The organism is Phreatobacter aquaticus, from assembly GCF_005160265.1.
GTDB lineage: Bacteria > Pseudomonadota > Alphaproteobacteria > Rhizobiales > Phreatobacteraceae > Phreatobacter > Phreatobacter aquaticus.
On the sequence record NZ_CP039865.1, the window covers coordinates 527,210 to 544,305 of the forward strand.

A 17,096-nucleotide genomic window follows, 5' to 3' on the forward strand; every position below is an offset into this window, starting at 1 on the left:
CCGGCCTCATGCCGCCAGCCGGCCCTCGCTCACCGCGTGGCAGGCGACCGTGCCGAACTGGTCAGTGACGGCTGCCGGCATTTCCGTCTTGCAGCGGCCATTGGCCAAGGGGCAGCGCGGATTGAACGGGCAGCCCGGCGGCGGCGTGATCGGATTGGGAATCTCGCCATCGACCGGCTTGCGGGCGCGGCCGGACATCTCGAGATCCGGCACGGCATCCAGCAGCATCCGCGTATAGGGATGGCGCGGGTTCTGGAACATCTCCTTGGCCGGTGCCACCTCGACGAGGCGGCCGAGATACATGACGCCGATGCGCGTCGCCATGTGCCGGACCACCGCCAGATTGTGCGAGATGAACAGATAGGTCAGGCCGAACTCGTCCTGCAGGTCGCGCATCAGGTTGAGGATCTGCGCCTGCACCGACACGTCGAGCGCCGAGGTCGGCTCGTCGCAGACGATGAATTCCGGCCGCGACGACAGGGCCCGCGCGATCGCGATGCGCTGGCGCTGGCCGCCGGAGAATTCGTGCGGATATTTGCCACCATCGGCGGGATCGAGACCCACCGTCTTCAGGAGTCGGCCGACCTCGGCCTCGATCTCCTGATTGTCGGTGATCAGGCCAAAGGCGCGGATCGGCTCGGCAATGATCCGATCGACCCGCCAGCGCGGATTGAGGGAAGCGAACGGCGACTGGAAGATCATCTGGATCTTCTTGCGCAGCGCCTTGAGCTTCGCCGGATCGTCCTTCTTCGCCATGTCGACGCCATCGATCACGACGGAGCCGGCGGAAGGCTCCAGGAGCCCCACCACCATGTTGGCGACGGTCGACTTGCCCGAGCCGCTCTCGCCCACCAGCGCGAAGGTCTCCTTGCGCCCGATGGTGAAGGACACGTCCTGCACGGCGCGCAGCAGCCGCTTCTCCTCGCGCTCCAGCACGCGGTTCAGCCAGGGCTTCGAGACGTCGAAGGTGCGCGAGAGGTTACGGATGGTGACGAGGGTGTCGGTCACGCCACGGCCTCCTTGTCATAGAGCCAGCAGGCGACCGCACTGTTGTCGACGGCGATGGGGTCGGGGCGCTCGACCAGGCAGCGCTCGAAGACCTTCGGGCAGCGCGGATTGAAAGCGCAGCCCTTCGGAATGGCGGTGAGCCGCGGCATCGAGCCTGGGATCTGCACGAGCCGGTCGGCATGGCCATCGAGCGTCGGGATCGAGCCCATAAGCCCCGACGTGTAGGGATGGCGCGCGCGCTTGATCACGTCCTGCACCGGGCCGATCTCGGCGATGCGGCCGGCATACATCACCGCCACGCGGTCCGCCGTCTCGGCGATCACGCCCATATCGTGGGTGATCAGCATCACGGCGGTGCCGTGATCCTTGCAGAGCTTCTTCAAGAGCGAAATGATCTGCGCCTGCACGGACACGTCGAGCGCGGTCGTCGGTTCGTCCGCAATCACCAGTTCGGGCTCGGCACAGAGCGCCAGCGCCAGCACCACGCGCTGGCGCATGCCGCCGGAAAACTGGTGCGGATAATTGTCGATGCGCTTATCGGGCGCCGAAATGCCGACTTCCGCCAAGAGGTCGATGGCGCGGGCACGGGCCTGCGCGGCGTTGAGCGGCAGATGGGTCTGGATCGTTTCGATCAGCTGCTCGCCCACCTTGTAGAGCGGATTGAGCGAGGTCAGCGGGTCCTGAAACACCATGCCGATGCGCTTGCCGCGGATGCGCCGCATCTGGTCGGGCGGCAGGTTGTCGATCCGCTCGCCCTTCAAGAGGATCTGGCCGCCGGCGATGCGGCCGGGCGGCTCCAGCAGGCCGATCACGGCCGTGCCGGTCATCGATTTGCCGGCGCCCGATTCACCCACCACCCCCAGCACCTCGCCGGGTGCGATGTCGAAGGAGATGTGGTCGACGGCCGTCAGCTTTCCCCGTCGCGTGGGAAATTCGACGACCAGGTCGCGGACAGACAGGACGGGGGTTGTCATCACAGGACTCAACGCAGTTTCGGATTGAGCGCGTCGCGCAGCCAATCACCAAGAAGATTGATCGACAAGGCGACCAGCACCAGGGCGAGAGAAGGGAAGAACAGAATCCACCATTCCCCGGAGAAAAGATATTGCTGTCCGAAGCGGATCAGCGTGCCGAGCGAAGGCTGGGTCGGTGGCACGCCGACGCCGAGGAAGGAGAGCGTGGCTTCCTCGATCACCGCGAGCGCCAGGTTGATGGTCGCGATCACCAGAACCGGGCCGACCACGTTCGGCAGCACATGGCGCAGCATGATGATGAAGGACGGCCGGCCCATGACGCGGGCAGCCTGGACATATTCCTTGTTGCGCTCCACCAGCGTCGAGCCGCGCACGGTGCGGGCATATTGCGCCCAGTGCGACAGGCCGATCGCCGCGATCAGCACCCAGAGTGCCACCTGCTCGTGCTGCGAGGCCGGGATGAGGCCGCGCGCCACGCCAAAGAACAGGAGGGCGATGAGGATGGCCGGGAAGGAGAGCTGGATATCGGCTACGCGCATGATGAAGGCATCGGTTCGGCCGCCGAGATAACCGGCTGTGAGGCCGAGCGCCACCCCCAGGACGACCGAGATCGACACCGCCGCGAAGCCGACGAACAGCGAGACGCGCGAGCCATAGAGAATGGCAGAGAACAGGTCGCGCCCCTGATTGTCGGAGCCGAGCCAATAGACCGTGTTCGAGCCCATGCCGGCATCGCCTGGCCGCGTATAGGCGTCGAGCAGGTTGAGCGCCGAGGGGTCGAAGGCATCCTGCGGTGCCAGAAAATTGGCGAAGACCGAGGCGAGCAGGATGACCAGCGTGGTGAAGGCAGCCACCATCGCCACCGGCGAATGGCGGAAGCTCCAGGAGAGATCCGAGTTCCAGGCCTTGGACAGGCGCTGGCGGAGCGTCGGACGGGCGATGACCGGTTCGGCCATGGTCAGTGCCCCCTCGCTGCGGCACCGCCGCGCAGGCGCGGATCGAGTGCGAAATAGAGAAGATCGACCGCGAGATTGGTCACCACGAAGACGAAGGCGACGAACATCAGATAGGCGGCCATGACCGGGATATCGACGAACTGCACGGCATTGATGAACAGGGCGCCCAGGCCCGGCCACTGGAACACGCTCTCGGTGACGATGGCGAAGGCGATGACGCCGCCGAGCTGCAGGCCAACCACGGTGGTCACCGGCACAAGCGTGTTCTTCAGTGCATGACGGAAGAAGATCGAGCGCTCCGGCACACCGCGAGCACGGGCAAATTTCACATAATCGGTGCGCAGAGCCTCGAGCATCTCGGCTCGCACCAGCCGCATGATCAGCGTCACCTGATAGAAGCCCAGCGTCAGCACCGGCATGATCAGCGACTTGAGGCCGGACACCGTCAGGAGCCCGGTTGTCCACCAGCCCAGATGGACCACCTCGCCGCGCCCGAACGAGGGCAGCCAGCGCAGTTCCACCGCGAACAGCCAGATCAGGCCGATGCCGATCAGGAAGGTCGGCAGCGATACGCCGACCAGCGACAGCGACAGGATCATGTGGGACAGGATTCCGTCACGCCGGATCGCCGTGTAGACGCCAAGCGCCAGTCCCGTCGCGAGTGCGAACAGGGCCGACAGGAGCGCCAGCTCGACGGTTGCCGGCAGCCGCTCCTTCAACAGGTCGATGACCGGCCGGCCCTGCCGGTAGGACACGCCGAACTGCAGCTGCGCGGCATTGGCGACGAAGCGCGCGAACTGCACCGGCACGGGATCGGCGAGGCCGAGGTCCCGCGCCAGCTGTTCCCGGTCAGCAATGGTCGCCTCCTGCCCCACCAGATTGGAGACGGGGTCTCCAACGAAGCGGAACATGGAGAAGGCAACCAGGGCCACGGCGAGCATGACCATGACCGCCTGCGCCAGGCTCTTCACGACATAGGCGATCATGATCGGATCCGTCGGGGAGCGATCACGAGCCCTGGAAGCGGAACAGCTTGAACCAGGCACCCGCGTCCGGATGCACCGCCATGTCGAGCCCGCCGCGCACCGCGTGGCTGATCGACTGGACGTGCAGCGGCACGTAGATCGCCTCGTTCTTGAGCTGGGTCTGGATCGATTCCAGCTCGGCATTGCGCCGGGTGACGTCCGGCATGGTCTGCAGCGCGATCATCCGGGCATCCAGCGCCGGATTGGAATAGCGCGTGCCATTCCAGGTGCCGTTGTTGGCCGAACGCGTGTGGTAGAGGAAGGTCAGCACATATTCCGCGTCATAGGTCGGAATGCCCCAGCCGACGAGGAAGAAGTCGAGCTCCTCGCGCTGCAGCTCAGGGAAGTGCTGCGCCGCCGGCTTGGCAACCAGGTTCACCTTGATGCCGATCTGGCCCATCATGGCGACGACCGCCTGGCAGATGTTCTCGTCCGACACATAGCGGTTGTTGGTGCACTGGAGCGACACCGAGAAGCGGGTGTTGGCCGCATCCGGACGGCGGGGATAGCCCGCATCGTCCAGGGCCTTGTTGGCGGCCTGCACGTCATAGCGCGGCACGGCGCCAAGCGCCGCGTTGTAGCCCGAGATGAACGGCGTCCCGATATAACCGATCGGCTGGCCCTGGCCGCGCATCACCACGCGGGTGATGGCGTCGCGGTTGACGGCGATGTTGATCGCCGCGCGCACGCGCTGGTCGGAGAAGGGATTGCGGCCCTTGAGATCCGACGATTTCAGCTCGGCCGGCGCCACGTTGAAGCCGAGGAAGATCACCCGGTTTTCCGGCCCGGTGACCACCTTGATGCCCTGGCTCTGCTGGAGGCGGGCAATGTCCTGCACCGGCACGTCATGGACGACATCGACCTCGCCCGACAGCAGCGCCGCGATGCGGGTGGCATCCTGCTGGATCGGCACGACGATCAGTTCGGTCACCTGCATCGGGAATTCGGTGCGGCCCCAATAGCCTTCGAAGCGGCGCATGACGGTGCGCACGTCAGGCTCGCGCGAGACCAGCTGGAACGGTCCGGTGCCCATGGCATTGCGGGTGGCGCCATTCTCCTGGCGCTCGCGGATGTTCTGCGGCTGCAGCGCATTGTTCGCGGTCGCCCAGGCCTTCGACATCATGAAGATGTTGGTCAGGTTCTCGAACAGGAGCGGATTGGCCGCCTTGGTCTTGATGCGAATGGTCGTTTCGTCGACCTTGGTGACGCTCTCGATCGAGGTCAGAAGGCCCCGGTAGTCGGAGGTCGGCATCCGCGCCCGCTCGAACGAGAAGACCGCGTCATCGGCGGTGAAGGCCGAGCCGTCGTGGAACTTGACGCCCGCGCGCAGCTTCACTTCCCACATGGTCGCGTCGTCGGGCAGGTTGCGCCAGGAGGTCGCGAGCGTCGGCACCAGCTTGCCGTCATAGCCGCGGATCACCAGCGGCTCGTAGATCTGATGGGCGACATTGGAGGTCGGCCCGATATTGGCCGACATCGGATCGAGTGTCTGGGCGTCGACCGAGCGCGCCCAGCGAACGGTGCGGGCATCGACCGTGGTCGTCGCGAGGCCCGCCACCAGCGCCATGGCGCCGGCCAGCATCAAGGTTCCGATACGCATGAAGTTCCCCTGCAATCTCTGTGACGGCCGGTTGGCTCCGGCCGATCTGAGGGGATCATATCCAGCGTCACACGCGGTGTCATCGACCGCGAGTGGACGAAATGACGCGGATTTGGGCAAGGACAGAAAATGCCCTTCCCCGCGTCAGCCGGTTACGGCTTGATCTCGATCTCGATGAAGGCGAAGTCCTTGCCCGAGGCATTGATGATGTTGTGCTCGGCGCCTTCCTTGCGGAAATAGGGCACGTTGAGCGTCAGCGTGCTTTCCGACTGCTGGCCGCCCGGCAGTTCGGCAATCAGCTTGCCGTCGGCGAGCGGCACCACGACATAATCCCAGCCATGGGTGTGCCAGCCGGTCTCGGCGCCATCGGTGAAGTTCCAGCGCGTCACCTTGACCTTGTCATTGTCGAGAAGGACGTCCGGGGTAGCCGGCGCGCGGCAGGTGAAATGGCTCATGGATCGGTCCTTTCGATGCGGTCGAGCCCGGCCGAGCGGCCGGCGACGAGCCAGTAGACGATGCCGGCGGCAAGACCGGCGATGACGTAGATCAGAAGGCGCTTCGCCGTGAAGGCCGGCTCCTCGCCGAGGAGCGGATCGGGGGGGTCATCACCGGCCTGCACGACCTGCCAGGCGAGCACGCCGCCGGCCACCGCCAGCGCCAGCGCGCCATGCACGAGAACCGAGCGCCAGCGCCGCCACTCAGCGACGCACTCGACAAGGATCAGTGGCCAGAGCACGGCCGCCGCCTGGAAGGTGATGAGCCCGACAATGGCGGCCCCCGCCAGTGCATCGGGAACCCGCCCCTTGTTGAGGTCGAAGACCAGCACGATGGCGGACGCGATGGCGAGCGCGCCGAGAAAGCCGAGCGCGACGCGGAACAGCCGGGTAGCGAGGAAGAGATAGCGATTCATCGTCGGCGACGTTAGCCGTCGGACCATCAACGGGGAAGCGCAAGGCAGGTAAGCGGGGCCGGCTTAGGCATTGTCATAAGTGTCGCGAACCGTACCGCCGGGCGGACCTGAGTCCCCTCCCCCCGCTTGCGGTGGGGAGGGTTAGGGTGGGGGGGTGGCTCCACCAAGCTCAAATGGCCCCCCACCCCCACCCCCACATGCCGCTTTCGAGAAGCGCACTGGCCTGTCGTCAGAATGACGCGCTGACAAGACCAGCGCGCGGCATGACACCCCTCACCGCACCACCGCGCCGTAGATCAGGTTCTTGAACAGCATGCGCGTGTGCCCGCGGTTCGACGGGCCCTGCGCCATCAGGATGCCGACGATCTGCTCGGTCGGATCGATGGTGAAGCTGGTGCCCCAGGCGCCCGCCCACATGGCGTCACCCGTCGAGCCCGGAGCCACTGCGAAGCCCTGCTGCAGGCGCACCGCGAAGCCGAGGCCGAAGCCATAGCCTGGTCCCGTCGAGGCCGCCGTGGTGCCGCCCATGCCGATCGTGTGGTTCGACAGCATGAACTCCACCCACTTCTTGGAGAGGTAGCGCCGGCCCTGGAACTCGCCGCCGTTCAGGATCATCTGGGCGAACTTGAAATAGTCCTCGGCAGTCGAGACCATGCCGGCGCCGCCCTTGAAATACTGGCCGTGATCCGCCGGGTTCTCGAAGATCCGGTAGGATTTCAGCATGGCCGCCTTCAAGGGATCGGCGTCCAGCGCCTCGGCCAGCCGCGAGCGGCGGCCCTCCGGCACGAACCAGCCCGAGTCGGCCATGCCGAGGGGATCGAGCAGCATTTCCTTGACCAGGACGTCGAGCCGCTTGCCGGTGACCCGCTCGAGCAGCAGGCCGAGCACATCGACCGAGATCGAATATTCGAAGGCCGTGCCCGGCTGATGGGCCAGCGGGATCTGGCCGAGCCGCCGCAGCATCTCGTCGCCCGTGATGTTCTGCTCACGCGCCTCGATGTTCTGGCTGTCGTAGAGCTCCTTGATCGCCGACGAGCGCACCGAGCCCGCATAGGAGAAGCCGGATGTGTGGCGCAGCAGGTCCTGCACGGTGATCGGACGCGCCAGCGCCACGTTCTCCGTGGTGGTGGTACCGTCCGCATTGGTCCGCCGCACCTCGACCTTGAGGTCGCGCAGTTCCGTGAGCCAGGTGGTGATCGGATCGGAGAGCTTCATTTTGCCCTCCTCGATCAGCATGACCGCCACCGTCGAGACGATCGGCTTGGTCATCGACGCCAGCATGAACACCGTGTCGCGGGTCATCGGCACGGTCTTGGCGGCGTCGCGGAAGCCATGGGCCTCGAAATGCACGATGCGTCCGCCCCGCGCGATCAGCGTCACGGCGCCGGGGAACATGCCGCGGTCAACCTGCTGGGTCATGGCAGGAGCGATGCGGCCGAGCCGCGCGCGGTCCATGCCCATGATCTGGCCACCGCCGCGCTGGTCCGGGCCGCGCCGGCCGTCCGGACCGCGCCGGTCTTCGAAGCCGCGCCCACCCTCCGAACCCTGTCGCGGGTCGAAGCCACGGGGATCATCGGGACCGCGGCCGCGCTCGAAGCCTGGGCTCGGCTGGGCGGACGCGGCGATCGGCAGGATGGCTAGGGTGGAGACGGCAAGACAGAGCGCAGCCGCGCTCGGGCGCCAGAACGTCATGGGATCCTCCCGGGATCGTTGGGTGTCGGTCAGGCCGGTCTTGGTGCCGGCATGGACCCAAGCTGACACCCGCGAGGGCGGAAGGGTCAAGCGCAGCCTATGCAGGACAGCGCATCGCGAAGGCTCGACCGCAGGGCGGCTGTCCCCACTGTCATGGCCGGCCTTGTGCCGGCCATCCACGACTTTGCCTCTGCACGCAGGGCCTCAAGACGTGGATGCCCGCCAAAAGGGCGGGCATGACGCGGGGAGTTTGGGAATGAAACCCCTGAACCAGGATCGCCCCTGAGGCACCGCCTCAATCGACGAAGGCCATCGCCCTGAAGGCGTCCTGTTCGGATTTCGACATCAGCTCGGCGCGATCCTTGGCGCGCAGGCGCTCGGTCTCGCTCTTCAGCTGGCCGCAGGCGGCGAGGATGTCGCGACCGCGCGGCGTGCGCACCGGCGAGGAATAGCCAGCCTCGAACACCACTTCCGAGAACTTCTCGATCTGCTCCCAATCCGAGCACTCATATTGCGTGCCGGGCCAGGGATTGAACGGGATCAGATTGATCTTGGCGGGAACGCCCTTGAGCAGGCGCACCAGACGCCTGGCATCGTCGATCGAGTCGTTGACGCCCTTCAGCATCACATATTCGAACGTGATGCGCCGCGCATTGGAGGCCGCCGGATAGTGCCGGCAGGCATCGAGCAGTTCGGCGATGCCGTACTTCTTGTTGATCGGCACCAGCTCGTCGCGCAGGTCGTCGCGCACGGCATGGAGCGAGATCGCCAGCGACACGCCGGTCTCGTGGCCGACGCGCTCGATCTCCGGCACCACGCCCGAGGTCGACAGCGTGATGCGCCGCTTGGAGAGCTGCAGGCCGTCCTGGTCGAGCAGGACGCGGATGCCCTGGACGACATTGTCGACATTGTAGAGCGGCTCGCCCATGCCCATCAGCACGATGTTGGAGACGAAGCGCCCGCCATCCTTCGGCACGAAGGCGCCTTCCGGTGCGCTCTGCCCCGGCCAGTCGCCGAGCTGGTCGCGCGCCACCACGATCTGGGCGACGATCTCGGCCGAGGTCAGGTTGCGCACCAGCTTCTGCGTGCCAGTGTGGCAGAACGAGCAGGTGAGCGTGCAGCCGACCTGGCTGGAAATGCACAGCGTGCCGCGGTCGCGCGTCGGAATGTAGACGGTCTCGATCTCGTGCCACTTCTCGCCGGCAACCGAGGGCGGGATGCGGATCAGCCACTTGCGCGTGCCGTCGGCTGAAACCTGTTCCACCACCACTTCCGGGCGATCCAGCGTGTAATTCTCTTCGAGCACGGTGCGCAGCGTCTTGGAGACGTTGGACATCTCCGAAAAGCTCTTCGCGCCCTTCTGGTAAAGCCAGAGCCAGACCTGGCCGACGCGCATGCGCATCTCCTTCGGCTCGATGCCGATGGCGGCCAGCGCCTCGGCGATCTCGGCGCGATCGAGGCCGACCAGCGAGCGCTTGGCCGGCAGCGGGCGCGGCGCCTCGGCGGGCGGGGCGACGGCGGCGGCAGGCTTGGCTTTGGACAGATCGAGCGTCGGCATGGCTTTGGGGGTTCCCGGCAAGGCGCGGCCTATAACACGAAAGGCCGCCCGAAGGCAGCCTTTCGACATCTTGGCCATGACGACGGCGTGAGCCGTCGGGGATCAGGCGATCAGGCGCATGCGCTCAACGGCATTCCTGGGCGACGCGATCGAGCGCCTGGCCAAGGCCGTTGAGCGAATAGGTGTCGGTGGTGGTGTTGCCGCGCCCCGAGGTGGAGCGCACGGTGAGCTGGGAACCGCCGCGCATGGCGGTGATCATACGGCCCTCTTCCGCGGCGTTCTTGATCCAGGCGCCCTTCTCCTGGGTGTAGAGCGCGAAACTGGTGGTGCCGACGGTGGCGGTGGCGTCGCCGCGCAGCGCGAAGCCGAGGGTCAGCGAGATCTCGTTGCGGACATTCTCACCGGGACGCGAGGTGATGAAGAAGAAGGCCGGATCGCGCTGCAGATTGCCGGGCGCGCGGGTTTTCGGCTGGGAGGCCGCGTAGCAGACCTTGCCGCGGGCCGTGGTGGAGGTGAACACACCCCAATCACCGAACTGGGCGACAGCGGCGCCCTGCTGGCCACCGGCCGCCGAGGCGGCGGGCCTGGCCGCAGTGCCGGCGGCTGGGCGGGCTGCAGCCGCAGCGGGCCGCGCGGGCTGGGTCGCCTGCGCTGGCTGTCGCGGCTGGGTCTGCGCCTGGGCCGAGGCCTCGGTGGCAATCCCGAGGGCGAAAGCCGGAACGGCGAGAAGGGCAAGAAGACGGATTGGGCGCATCGCGTGACTCGGCATGATCATGGGGCGCGGCAGCTCGAGGGCGCCAGAAAGGCGGCTCCGCCGGTAACACCCCGTAAGCTTTCGGAGATCAAGGTAAACATGCGGTAAAGAACGGCCTGATTCCTGACGAACGGGCGCGCAAAAGGCAAGACGGCAAAGCCTCGATCCAGCGCGTTGGATGCGCTAATCACCAGCCAAAGCGGGCAAGACGATGGCGGAACCGGTTCCCTAACGACAAACGCCCGGCCAGGGACCGGGCGCTTGCAGGAATAACGCGGCAACCAGGGATGCTGGAAGGTCAGCCCCAGCTGCGGATGTCGACGAAATGACCTTCGACCGCCGCCGCCGCCGCCATGATCGGCGAGACGAGGTGGGTGCGGCCCTTGTAGCCCTGACGGCCCTCGAAATTGCGGTTCGAGGTCGAGGCGCAACGCTCGCCCGGCTTCAGCTTGTCGGGGTTCATGGCGAGGCACATCGAGCAACCGGCCTCCCGCCACTCGAATCCGGCGGCGATGAATATCTTGTCGAGGCCTTCCTGCTCGGCCTGTTCCTTGATCAGGCCGGAGCCCGGCACGATCATCGCCGAGACGGTGGAGGCCACCTTCTTGTCGCGCACGACGCGAGCAACCTCGCGCAGATCCTCGATCCGCGAATTGGTGCAGGAACCGATGAACACCTTGTCCAGGCGGATGTCGGTGATCTTGGTGCCCGGCTTCAGGTCCATATAGTCGAGCGCGCGCCACTTGGAGCTGCGCTTGTTCTCGTCCTGGATGTCGTCGGGGTTCGGCACGGCGCCGCTGATCGAGATGACGTCCTCAGGCGAGGTGCCCCAGGTGACGATCGGCGGCAGGGCGTTGGCGTCGAGCACCACGGTGCGATCGAAATGGGCGCCCTCTTCGGTGAAGAGCGTCTCCCAGTACTTCTGCGCCATGTCCCAGGCCATGCCCTTGGGCGCCTTCGGCTTGCCCTTGAGATAGGCGTAGGTCTTCTCGTCCGGCGCGATCAGGCCGGCGCGGGCGCCACCCTCGATCGACATGTTGCAGACGGTCATGCGGCCTTCCATCGACAGCGCACGAATGGCCTCGCCCGCATATTCGATGACCGAGCCGGTGCCGCCGGCGGTGCCGATCTCGCCGATGATGGCGAGGATGATGTCCTTGGCGGTGACGCCGTCCTTCAGCTGGCCGTCGACGCGCACCAGCATGTTCTTGGCCTTGCCCTGGATCAGCGTCTGGGTGGCGAGCACATGCTCGACCTCCGACGTGCCGATGCCGTGGGCGAGCGCACCGAAGGCGCCGTGGGTGGACGTGTGGCTGTCGCCGCAGACGATCGTCGTGCCCGGCAGGGTGAAGCCCTGCTCCGGGCCGATGACATGGACGATGCCCTGGCGGATGTCGGCGGCGTCATAGTACTCGATGCCGAACTCGAGGGCGTTCTGGGCGAGCGCCTCCACCTGGGTGCGGCTTTCCTCGTCCTTGATGCCGAACTTGCGGTCGGGCGTGGTCGCGATGTTGTGGTCGACGACGGCGAGCGTCTTCTGCGGCGCGCGGACCTTGCGGCCGGTGGTGCGCAGCCCCTCGAACGCCTGCGGGCTCGTCACTTCATGGACGAGGTGGCGGTCGATATAGAGCAGCGCGGTGCCGTCTTCCTGGGTCTCGACGACATGGTCGTCCCAGATCTTGTCGTAGAGCGTGCGGGCCTTGGCCATGGATTGGGCCTCCGGATCAGCAAAAGGTGGCGGGTCTCATAGCCTTGAATGGTTCTCGAGAGAAGAGGCCTCAAGACCGATGCATGGCAGAGCCGATGTGGAACAGGAGCGAGGGCTCGCTCTGGCTGCTGGCGGCTGTGACGGGGAGATGAAAGAACCTCACCCCGACCCTCCCCTCACGAGGGGAGGGGGAAGGTCGCCCCTCACCGCGACCCGACGCGCTCGCAACGGCGGCGCACTGAGCCCCCTCCCCGCTTGCGGGGAGGGTTGGGGTGGGGTGAACCCCGTGAGATCAGACCCCGAAGCACCAGGCGAGCACGCCCTTCTGCGCGTGCAGACGGTTCTCGGCCTCGTCGAACACCACGGATTGTGGGCCGTCCATCACCTCGTCGGTGACTTCCTCGCCGCGATGGGCCGGCAGGCAGTGCATGAACAGCGCATCCGAATTCGCCGCGCTCATCAGCTGCTTGTTGACCTGATAGGCCTTGAGGAGATTGTGCCGACGGCCGGCATCCTCGTCGCCCATCGACACCCAGCAATCCGTCACCACGCAATCGGCCGCCGCCGCCGCATGATAGGGATCGGCTGACCAGGTTACGTCGGCGCCCTCGCGCTGGGCGGCCGCGATGATCTCGCGGCGCGGGGCCAGTTCCTCGGGCGTCGCGATGTTCAGCTTGAAGCCGAAGCGCGGCGCGGCCTGGATCCAGGATCCGAGCACGTTGTTGGCGTCACCCGTCCAGGCAATGGTCTTGCCACGGATGGGGCCCCGGTGCTCCTCGAAGGTCATGATGTCGGCCATGATCTGGCAGGGATGCGACATCTTGGTGAGGCCGTTGATCACCGGCACGGTGGCCGCATCAGCCAGCTCGCGCACCGCATTGTGGTCGAGCATGCGGATCATGATCGCATCGACATAGCGCGACAGGACCCGCGCCGTGTCCGAAATCGTCTCGCCACGGCCGAGCTGCATTTCGGCGCCCGTCAGCGTGATCGTCTCGCCGCCAAGCTCGCGCATGCCGACATCGAACGACACGCGGGTGCGCGTCGAGGGCCGCTCGAAGATCATCGCCAGCACCTTGCCAGCGAGCGGCTTCTCCGCCTCCGGGGTACGGCGCGTGCGCTTCAGGTTGCGGGCGCGCTCCAGGATCGCCTTGAGCTCGCCGGCATTGAAGTCACCGATATCGATGAAATGCTTGGGGGTTCCGGTGCCGGCGCTTCCGCCGACAACGGAGAGGGACTTGGCGGGGCTGGTCATTCGGCCGCTCCCCTGACAAGGCCGGCCTCGAGATGGCGCGCGGCGGTCTCCAGCCGATCGACAGCGAGTCCGATTTCCTCGTCGGTCACGGTCAGCGGCGGGATGAGGCGCAGCGCATTGTCGCCGGCCGGAACCGACAACAGGTTCTCCTTGCGCAGTTCCGCCGCGACCTCGGTATTGGCCACGACGCAATGTAGGCCGGTCAGCAGACCGAAACCGCGGACTTCGTCGAAGATCTTCGGATGGCGGTCGGCGACGCTGGCAAGCTTCTGCTTCAGAAGCAGCGACTTGCGCTGGACGTCGTCGAGGAAGCCGGGCGCCAGGACAATGTCCAGCACGGCATTGCCGACGGCCATGGCCAGCGGATTGCCGCCGAAGGTCGTGCCGTGGGTGCCGGGCGTGAAATTCGCCGCGCATTTCTCGACAGCCAGCACGGCGCCGAGCGGGAAGCCGCCGCCAATGCCCTTGGCGATCGACATGATGTCCGGCTCGATGCCGGCCCATTCATGGGCGAACAGTTTGCCGGTGCGGCCGACGCCGGACTGCACCTCATCGAGGATCAGGAGCAGGCCGTGCTTGTCGCAGAGCTCGCGCAGATAGCGCAGCTCCTCGTTGGACACGACGCGCAAGCCGCCCTCGCCCTGGATCGGCTCGATCATCAGGGCGGCGGTGTCCGGCCCGATCATCGCCTCCAGCGCCTCATGGTCGCCGAAGGGCACCTGGTCGAAGCCCTCGACCTTCGGGCCGAAGCCTTCCAGGTACTTCTTCTGGCCGCCGGCCGCGATGGTCGCGAGCGTGCGGCCGTGGAAGGCGCCCTCGAACGTGATGATGCGGAAGCGGTTCTCCTCGCCGCGCACGGCGTGGTACTTGCGCGCCATCTTGATGGCGCCCTCGTTGGCTTCCGCACCGGAATTGCAGAACAGCACGCTGTCGGCAAAGGTCGCGTCCACCAGCCGACGGGCCAGCCGGTCGCCATCGGGCACCTGATGCAGGTTGGAGACGTGCCAGAGCTTCTTGGCCTGCTCGGTCAGCACCTCGACGAGATGGGGATGGGCATGACCCAACGAATTGACCGCGATGCCGGAGCCGAAATCGAGCACTCGTCGCCCGTCCGCCGTCACCAGCCAGCTACCCTCGCCCCGCTCGAAAGCAAGTTCGGACCGCGCATAGTTCGGCATCAACGGGCTAATCACGTCGACCTCCTGTCGAAACTCCCGGGAGCTTCCAGATCAAACCGGTCGCCTGGAAAACCAGACTTCCAGAAACAATACGGCCGCCCTCAAGGGCGGCTCGGCACTGAAATTTATGCGGTCGAGACTGGTTAAAGTCAAGATTGGCGCGGGCTGCGAACGGCTGTCAGCCGCGGCGCCCCACCACCTCGCCGTCTTCCTTGACGAAGGTCTCGGGCGCCCCGTCGAGCAGTGCCAGCACCTCCTCCGAAGGCCGGCAGAGACGGGTCCCCTTCGGACTCTCGACGATGGGCCGGTTGATCAGGATCGGATGCGCCATCATGGCGTCGATCAGCTGGTCATCGGTCAGATCGGCCGCATCGAGGCCCAGTTCGGCATAGGGCGTGCCCTTTTCACGCAGAAGCGCGCGCGGCGTGAGGCCCATGGCCGCGATCAGCGACACGAGCTTCTCCCGGCTCGGCGGGGTCTTCAGATATTCGATCACCACCGGCTCCTCGCCCGCAGCCCGGATCATGGCGAGCGTGTTGCGCGAGGTGCCGCAGGAGGGGTTGTGATAGATCGTGATGGTCATGATGACACCTTTTCATGGGTGTTCCGGGAGCCAAGAAGCCAGCCCATCACGGCAAGACCGATGAGCGCGCCGGCAAGCTCGGCGCCGATGAACCCCGGCAGATCGACCGGCCGGATGCCGGAGAACGTGTTGGTCAGCGACCGGGCGATCGCCACCGCCGGATTGGCGAAGGATGTCGAGGCGGTGAACCAGTAGGCGGCGGTGATGTAAAGGCCGACCAGCCAGGGCACCGCATGGGACGCGAAGCGGATCCCGCCCAGGATCGTCATGACCAGGCCAAAGGCGGCGACACTTTCCGCGAACCATTGGGCCCCGCCGGTGCGCACCTTGGTGGAGAATTCGAACAGCGGCAGCGCGAACATCAGGTGGGCGATGAGAGTTCCAGCGACGCCGCCTGCGATCTGCGCCAGCACATAAAGCCCGGCCTCGCGGACCGGCAATTCGCCCCGGACGGCGAAGACCATCGACACGGCCGGATTGAAATGGGCGCCCGAGATCGGACCGAGCAGGGTGATCAGCACCACCAGGATCGCACCGGTTGGCAGCGTATTGGCGAGGAGCGCCAGCGCCACATCGCGCGTCAGGGTCTCGGCCATGATGCCGGAGCCGACCACGGTGGCAACCAGCACCGCGGTGCCCAGCGCCTCGGCGGCGAGCCGGCGCGGCAGATCGAACACACTCACGACCGGTCCCCACCCATGGGAGAGGTCGCACCCTCAAGCCGCCCGATCTCGTCGAGCCGGCTCTTCAGCACCATGCGATCGAGGGTGTCGAGCGGCAGCGCCACGAAGACCGAGATCCGGTTCTTCAGGTAGCGGAACGCTTCGTTGAAGGCCCGCTCCTTCTCCACCTCGCTGCCCTCGACCGCTGCCGGATCGGGAATGCCCCAATGGGCGGTCATCGGCTGGCCCGGCCAGACCGGACAGGCCTCGCCGGCGGCATTGTCGCAGACGGTGAAGACGAAATCGAACTTCGGACCATCCTGATTGGCGAACTCGTTCCAGCTCTTCGAGCGCATGCCCTCGGTTGGATAGCCAAAGGCCTCCAGCGTCTTAAGAGCCAGGGGATTGACCACGCCCTTCGGCTGGCTGCCGGCCGAGTAGGAACGGAACCTGCCCATGCCTTCCTTGCGCAGAATGCTCTCGGCCAGGACCGACCGGGCAGTGTTGCCGGTGCAGAGAAACAGGACGTTGAAGATGCGTGTTGTCATGAGCTTGGTTCCGTGACGGCGCAGCAGGGCGACAATTCGTTGATCAGCGGCATGCACAGGTCCGCCCGTCCCTGGCAGCAGTCCCGGAACAGGTAGACCGTCACGGCGCGCAGCGTGTCGATCTCGGCGTGATAGACGATCGATCGGCTATGCCGCTGCGACCGGGCAAGCCCCGCCTGAACAAGAATGGCGAGATGGGCGGACAACGTGTTCTGCGGCACGCCGGCAAGCCTGGCGAGATCACCCGCGGCGATACCATTGGGCTCGGCCGCCACCAGATGGCGGAACGCATCAAGCCTGGTCGGCTGGGCGAGGGCTGCCAGAACCTTGATGGCTTCGGATTTTTCCATATATCCAGATAAGCCGATCCATATGACGAGCCCATGACACCAAGCCGACGCTGAACCGGCGTCGCGTGCAGACTCCAAGCTGTCTCATCAAATTCGGGGAATGTGACTCAAAAAGCACACCCTCGCTAACACATTGGTAAGACTCTCGCTTCGAGTCCCGCATGCCCGACCACCCCTGTGGATGGATTCGCCGACAGCCCGAACCCCTTGGGGAAAACGGCTGTTCCCGACCCCGGACTCTTGCACCAGATTCAATCGATAGCGTAGTGTCCGGCCGTCGGCATACGACATCTCGTGTGGCGGCCACATCATTCACGTAACGGCGTCTTCAGTGA

At 65.9% G+C, this 17,096-nt stretch carries 17 protein-coding genes; all 17 read right to left on the bottom strand.

Annotation, left to right across the window (positions count from 1 at the left end; genetic code table 11):
• Positions 1-6 precede the first annotated feature (6 nt).
• Positions 7-1,008, bottom strand: a complete 1,002-nt coding sequence (locus tag E8L99_RS02340) for an ABC transporter ATP-binding protein (RefSeq protein ID WP_137098037.1) — start codon at positions 1,006-1,008, stop codon at positions 7-9.
• Entirely contained in the window at positions 1,005-1,982 is a 978-nt protein-coding gene (locus tag E8L99_RS02345) for an ABC transporter ATP-binding protein (protein WP_137098038.1), read from the bottom strand. Before E8L99_RS02345 ends, E8L99_RS02340 begins: the two co-directional genes overlap by 4 nt.
• Before the next feature lie 8 nt (positions 1,983-1,990).
• Positions 1,991-2,938 carry an ABC transporter permease gene (locus tag E8L99_RS02350; protein ID WP_137098039.1) on the bottom strand — a complete coding sequence of 316 codons (948 nt, stop codon included), beginning with the start codon at positions 2,936-2,938 and terminating at the stop codon, positions 1,991-1,993.
• A 2-nt stretch (positions 2,939-2,940) separates the two neighbouring features.
• A complete protein-coding gene (locus E8L99_RS02355; protein ID WP_137098040.1) occupies positions 2,941-3,924 on the bottom strand; it encodes an ABC transporter permease in 984 nt (327 codons plus the stop codon).
• A 22-nt stretch (positions 3,925-3,946) separates the two neighbouring features.
• On the bottom strand, positions 3,947-5,563 hold the full coding sequence (locus E8L99_RS02360; RefSeq protein WP_137098041.1) for an ABC transporter substrate-binding protein: 1,617 nt from the start codon (positions 5,561-5,563) through the stop codon (positions 3,947-3,949).
• Between the two features lie 152 nt (positions 5,564-5,715).
• Complete coding sequence (locus E8L99_RS02365) at positions 5,716-6,018, bottom strand: cupin domain-containing protein (protein WP_137098042.1); 303 nt, start codon at positions 6,016-6,018, stop codon at positions 5,716-5,718.
• Positions 6,015-6,473, bottom strand: coding sequence for a hypothetical protein (locus tag E8L99_RS02370; protein WP_137098043.1), 459 nt, complete (start codon positions 6,471-6,473; stop codon positions 6,015-6,017). Before E8L99_RS02370 ends, E8L99_RS02365 begins: the two co-directional genes overlap by 4 nt.
• A 273-nt stretch (positions 6,474-6,746) precedes the next feature.
• Positions 6,747-8,165, bottom strand: coding sequence for a serine hydrolase domain-containing protein (locus E8L99_RS02375; protein ID WP_137098044.1), 1,419 nt, complete (start codon positions 8,163-8,165; stop codon positions 6,747-6,749).
• 295 nt (positions 8,166-8,460) lie between these two features.
• The gene (rlmN, locus tag E8L99_RS02380; RefSeq protein WP_137098045.1) at positions 8,461-9,723 is read right to left on the bottom strand and encodes a 23S rRNA (adenine(2503)-C(2))-methyltransferase RlmN; all 1,263 of its coding nucleotides are present in this window, start codon (positions 9,721-9,723) and stop codon (positions 8,461-8,463) included.
• 124 nt (positions 9,724-9,847) lie between these two features.
• Entirely contained in the window at positions 9,848-10,477 is a 630-nt protein-coding gene (locus E8L99_RS02385) for an invasion associated locus B family protein (RefSeq protein WP_210421790.1), read from the bottom strand.
• Positions 10,478-10,775: 298 nt separating this feature from the next.
• Entirely contained in the window at positions 10,776-12,185 is a 1,410-nt protein-coding gene (gene leuC, locus E8L99_RS02390; RefSeq protein ID WP_137098046.1) for a 3-isopropylmalate dehydratase large subunit, read from the bottom strand.
• 292 nt (positions 12,186-12,477) lie between these two features.
• Complete coding sequence (gene argF, locus E8L99_RS02395) at positions 12,478-13,440, bottom strand: ornithine carbamoyltransferase (RefSeq protein ID WP_137098047.1); 963 nt, start codon at positions 13,438-13,440, stop codon at positions 12,478-12,480.
• A complete protein-coding gene (locus tag E8L99_RS02400; RefSeq protein ID WP_137098048.1) occupies positions 13,437-14,633 on the bottom strand; it encodes an aspartate aminotransferase family protein in 1,197 nt (398 codons plus the stop codon). The genes argF and E8L99_RS02400 overlap by 4 nt, the downstream gene beginning before the upstream one ends.
• Positions 14,634-14,796: 163 nt before the next feature.
• Positions 14,797-15,201, bottom strand: coding sequence for an arsenate reductase (glutaredoxin) (arsC, locus tag E8L99_RS02405; RefSeq protein ID WP_137098049.1), 405 nt, complete (start codon positions 15,199-15,201; stop codon positions 14,797-14,799).
• Entirely contained in the window at positions 15,198-15,884 is a 687-nt protein-coding gene (locus tag E8L99_RS02410; protein ID WP_137098050.1) for an aquaporin, read from the bottom strand. The genes arsC and E8L99_RS02410 overlap by 4 nt, the downstream gene beginning before the upstream one ends.
• Complete coding sequence (locus E8L99_RS02415; RefSeq protein ID WP_137098051.1) at positions 15,881-16,411, bottom strand: arsenate reductase ArsC; 531 nt, start codon at positions 16,409-16,411, stop codon at positions 15,881-15,883. The genes E8L99_RS02410 and E8L99_RS02415 overlap by 4 nt, the downstream gene beginning before the upstream one ends.
• A complete protein-coding gene (locus E8L99_RS02420) occupies positions 16,408-16,761 on the bottom strand; it encodes an ArsR/SmtB family transcription factor (RefSeq protein ID WP_137098052.1) in 354 nt (117 codons plus the stop codon). The genes E8L99_RS02415 and E8L99_RS02420 overlap by 4 nt, the downstream gene beginning before the upstream one ends.
• Positions 16,762-17,096 lie beyond the last annotated feature (335 nt).

Excerpts from the sequence above, each read along its gene's own strand:
- E8L99_RS02350 (WP_137098039.1), bottom strand. The coding sequence starts at position 2,938 with ATGGCCGAACCGGTCATCGCCCGTCCGACGCTCCGCCAGCGCCTGTCC.
- E8L99_RS02420 (WP_137098052.1), bottom strand. The coding sequence starts at position 16,761 with ATGGAAAAATCCGAAGCCATCAAGGTTCTGGCAGCCCTCGCCCAGCCG.
- argF (WP_137098047.1), bottom strand. The coding sequence starts at position 13,440 with ATGACCAGCCCCGCCAAGTCCCTCTCCGTTGTCGGCGGAAGCGCCGGC.
- E8L99_RS02365 (WP_137098042.1), bottom strand. The coding sequence starts at position 6,018 with ATGAGCCATTTCACCTGCCGCGCGCCGGCTACCCCGGACGTCCTTCTC.
- rlmN (WP_137098045.1), bottom strand. The coding sequence starts at position 9,723 with ATGCCGACGCTCGATCTGTCCAAAGCCAAGCCTGCCGCCGCCGTCGCC.
- arsC (WP_137098049.1), bottom strand. The coding sequence starts at position 15,201 with ATGACCATCACGATCTATCACAACCCCTCCTGCGGCACCTCGCGCAAC.
- E8L99_RS02345 (WP_137098038.1), bottom strand. The coding sequence starts at position 1,982 with ATGACAACCCCCGTCCTGTCTGTCCGCGACCTGGTCGTCGAATTTCCC.
- E8L99_RS02370 (WP_137098043.1), bottom strand. The coding sequence starts at position 6,473 with ATGAATCGCTATCTCTTCCTCGCTACCCGGCTGTTCCGCGTCGCGCTC.
- E8L99_RS02415 (WP_137098051.1), bottom strand. The coding sequence starts at position 16,411 with ATGACAACACGCATCTTCAACGTCCTGTTTCTCTGCACCGGCAACACT.
- leuC (WP_137098046.1), bottom strand. The coding sequence starts at position 12,185 with ATGGCCAAGGCCCGCACGCTCTACGACAAGATCTGGGACGACCATGTC.
- E8L99_RS02385 (WP_210421790.1), bottom strand. The coding sequence starts at position 10,477 with ATGCGCCCAATCCGTCTTCTTGCCCTTCTCGCCGTTCCGGCTTTCGCC.
- E8L99_RS02355 (WP_137098040.1), bottom strand. The coding sequence starts at position 3,924 with ATGATCGCCTATGTCGTGAAGAGCCTGGCGCAGGCGGTCATGGTCATG.
- E8L99_RS02360 (WP_137098041.1), bottom strand. The coding sequence starts at position 5,563 with ATGCGTATCGGAACCTTGATGCTGGCCGGCGCCATGGCGCTGGTGGCG.
- E8L99_RS02375 (WP_137098044.1), bottom strand. The coding sequence starts at position 8,165 with ATGACGTTCTGGCGCCCGAGCGCGGCTGCGCTCTGTCTTGCCGTCTCC.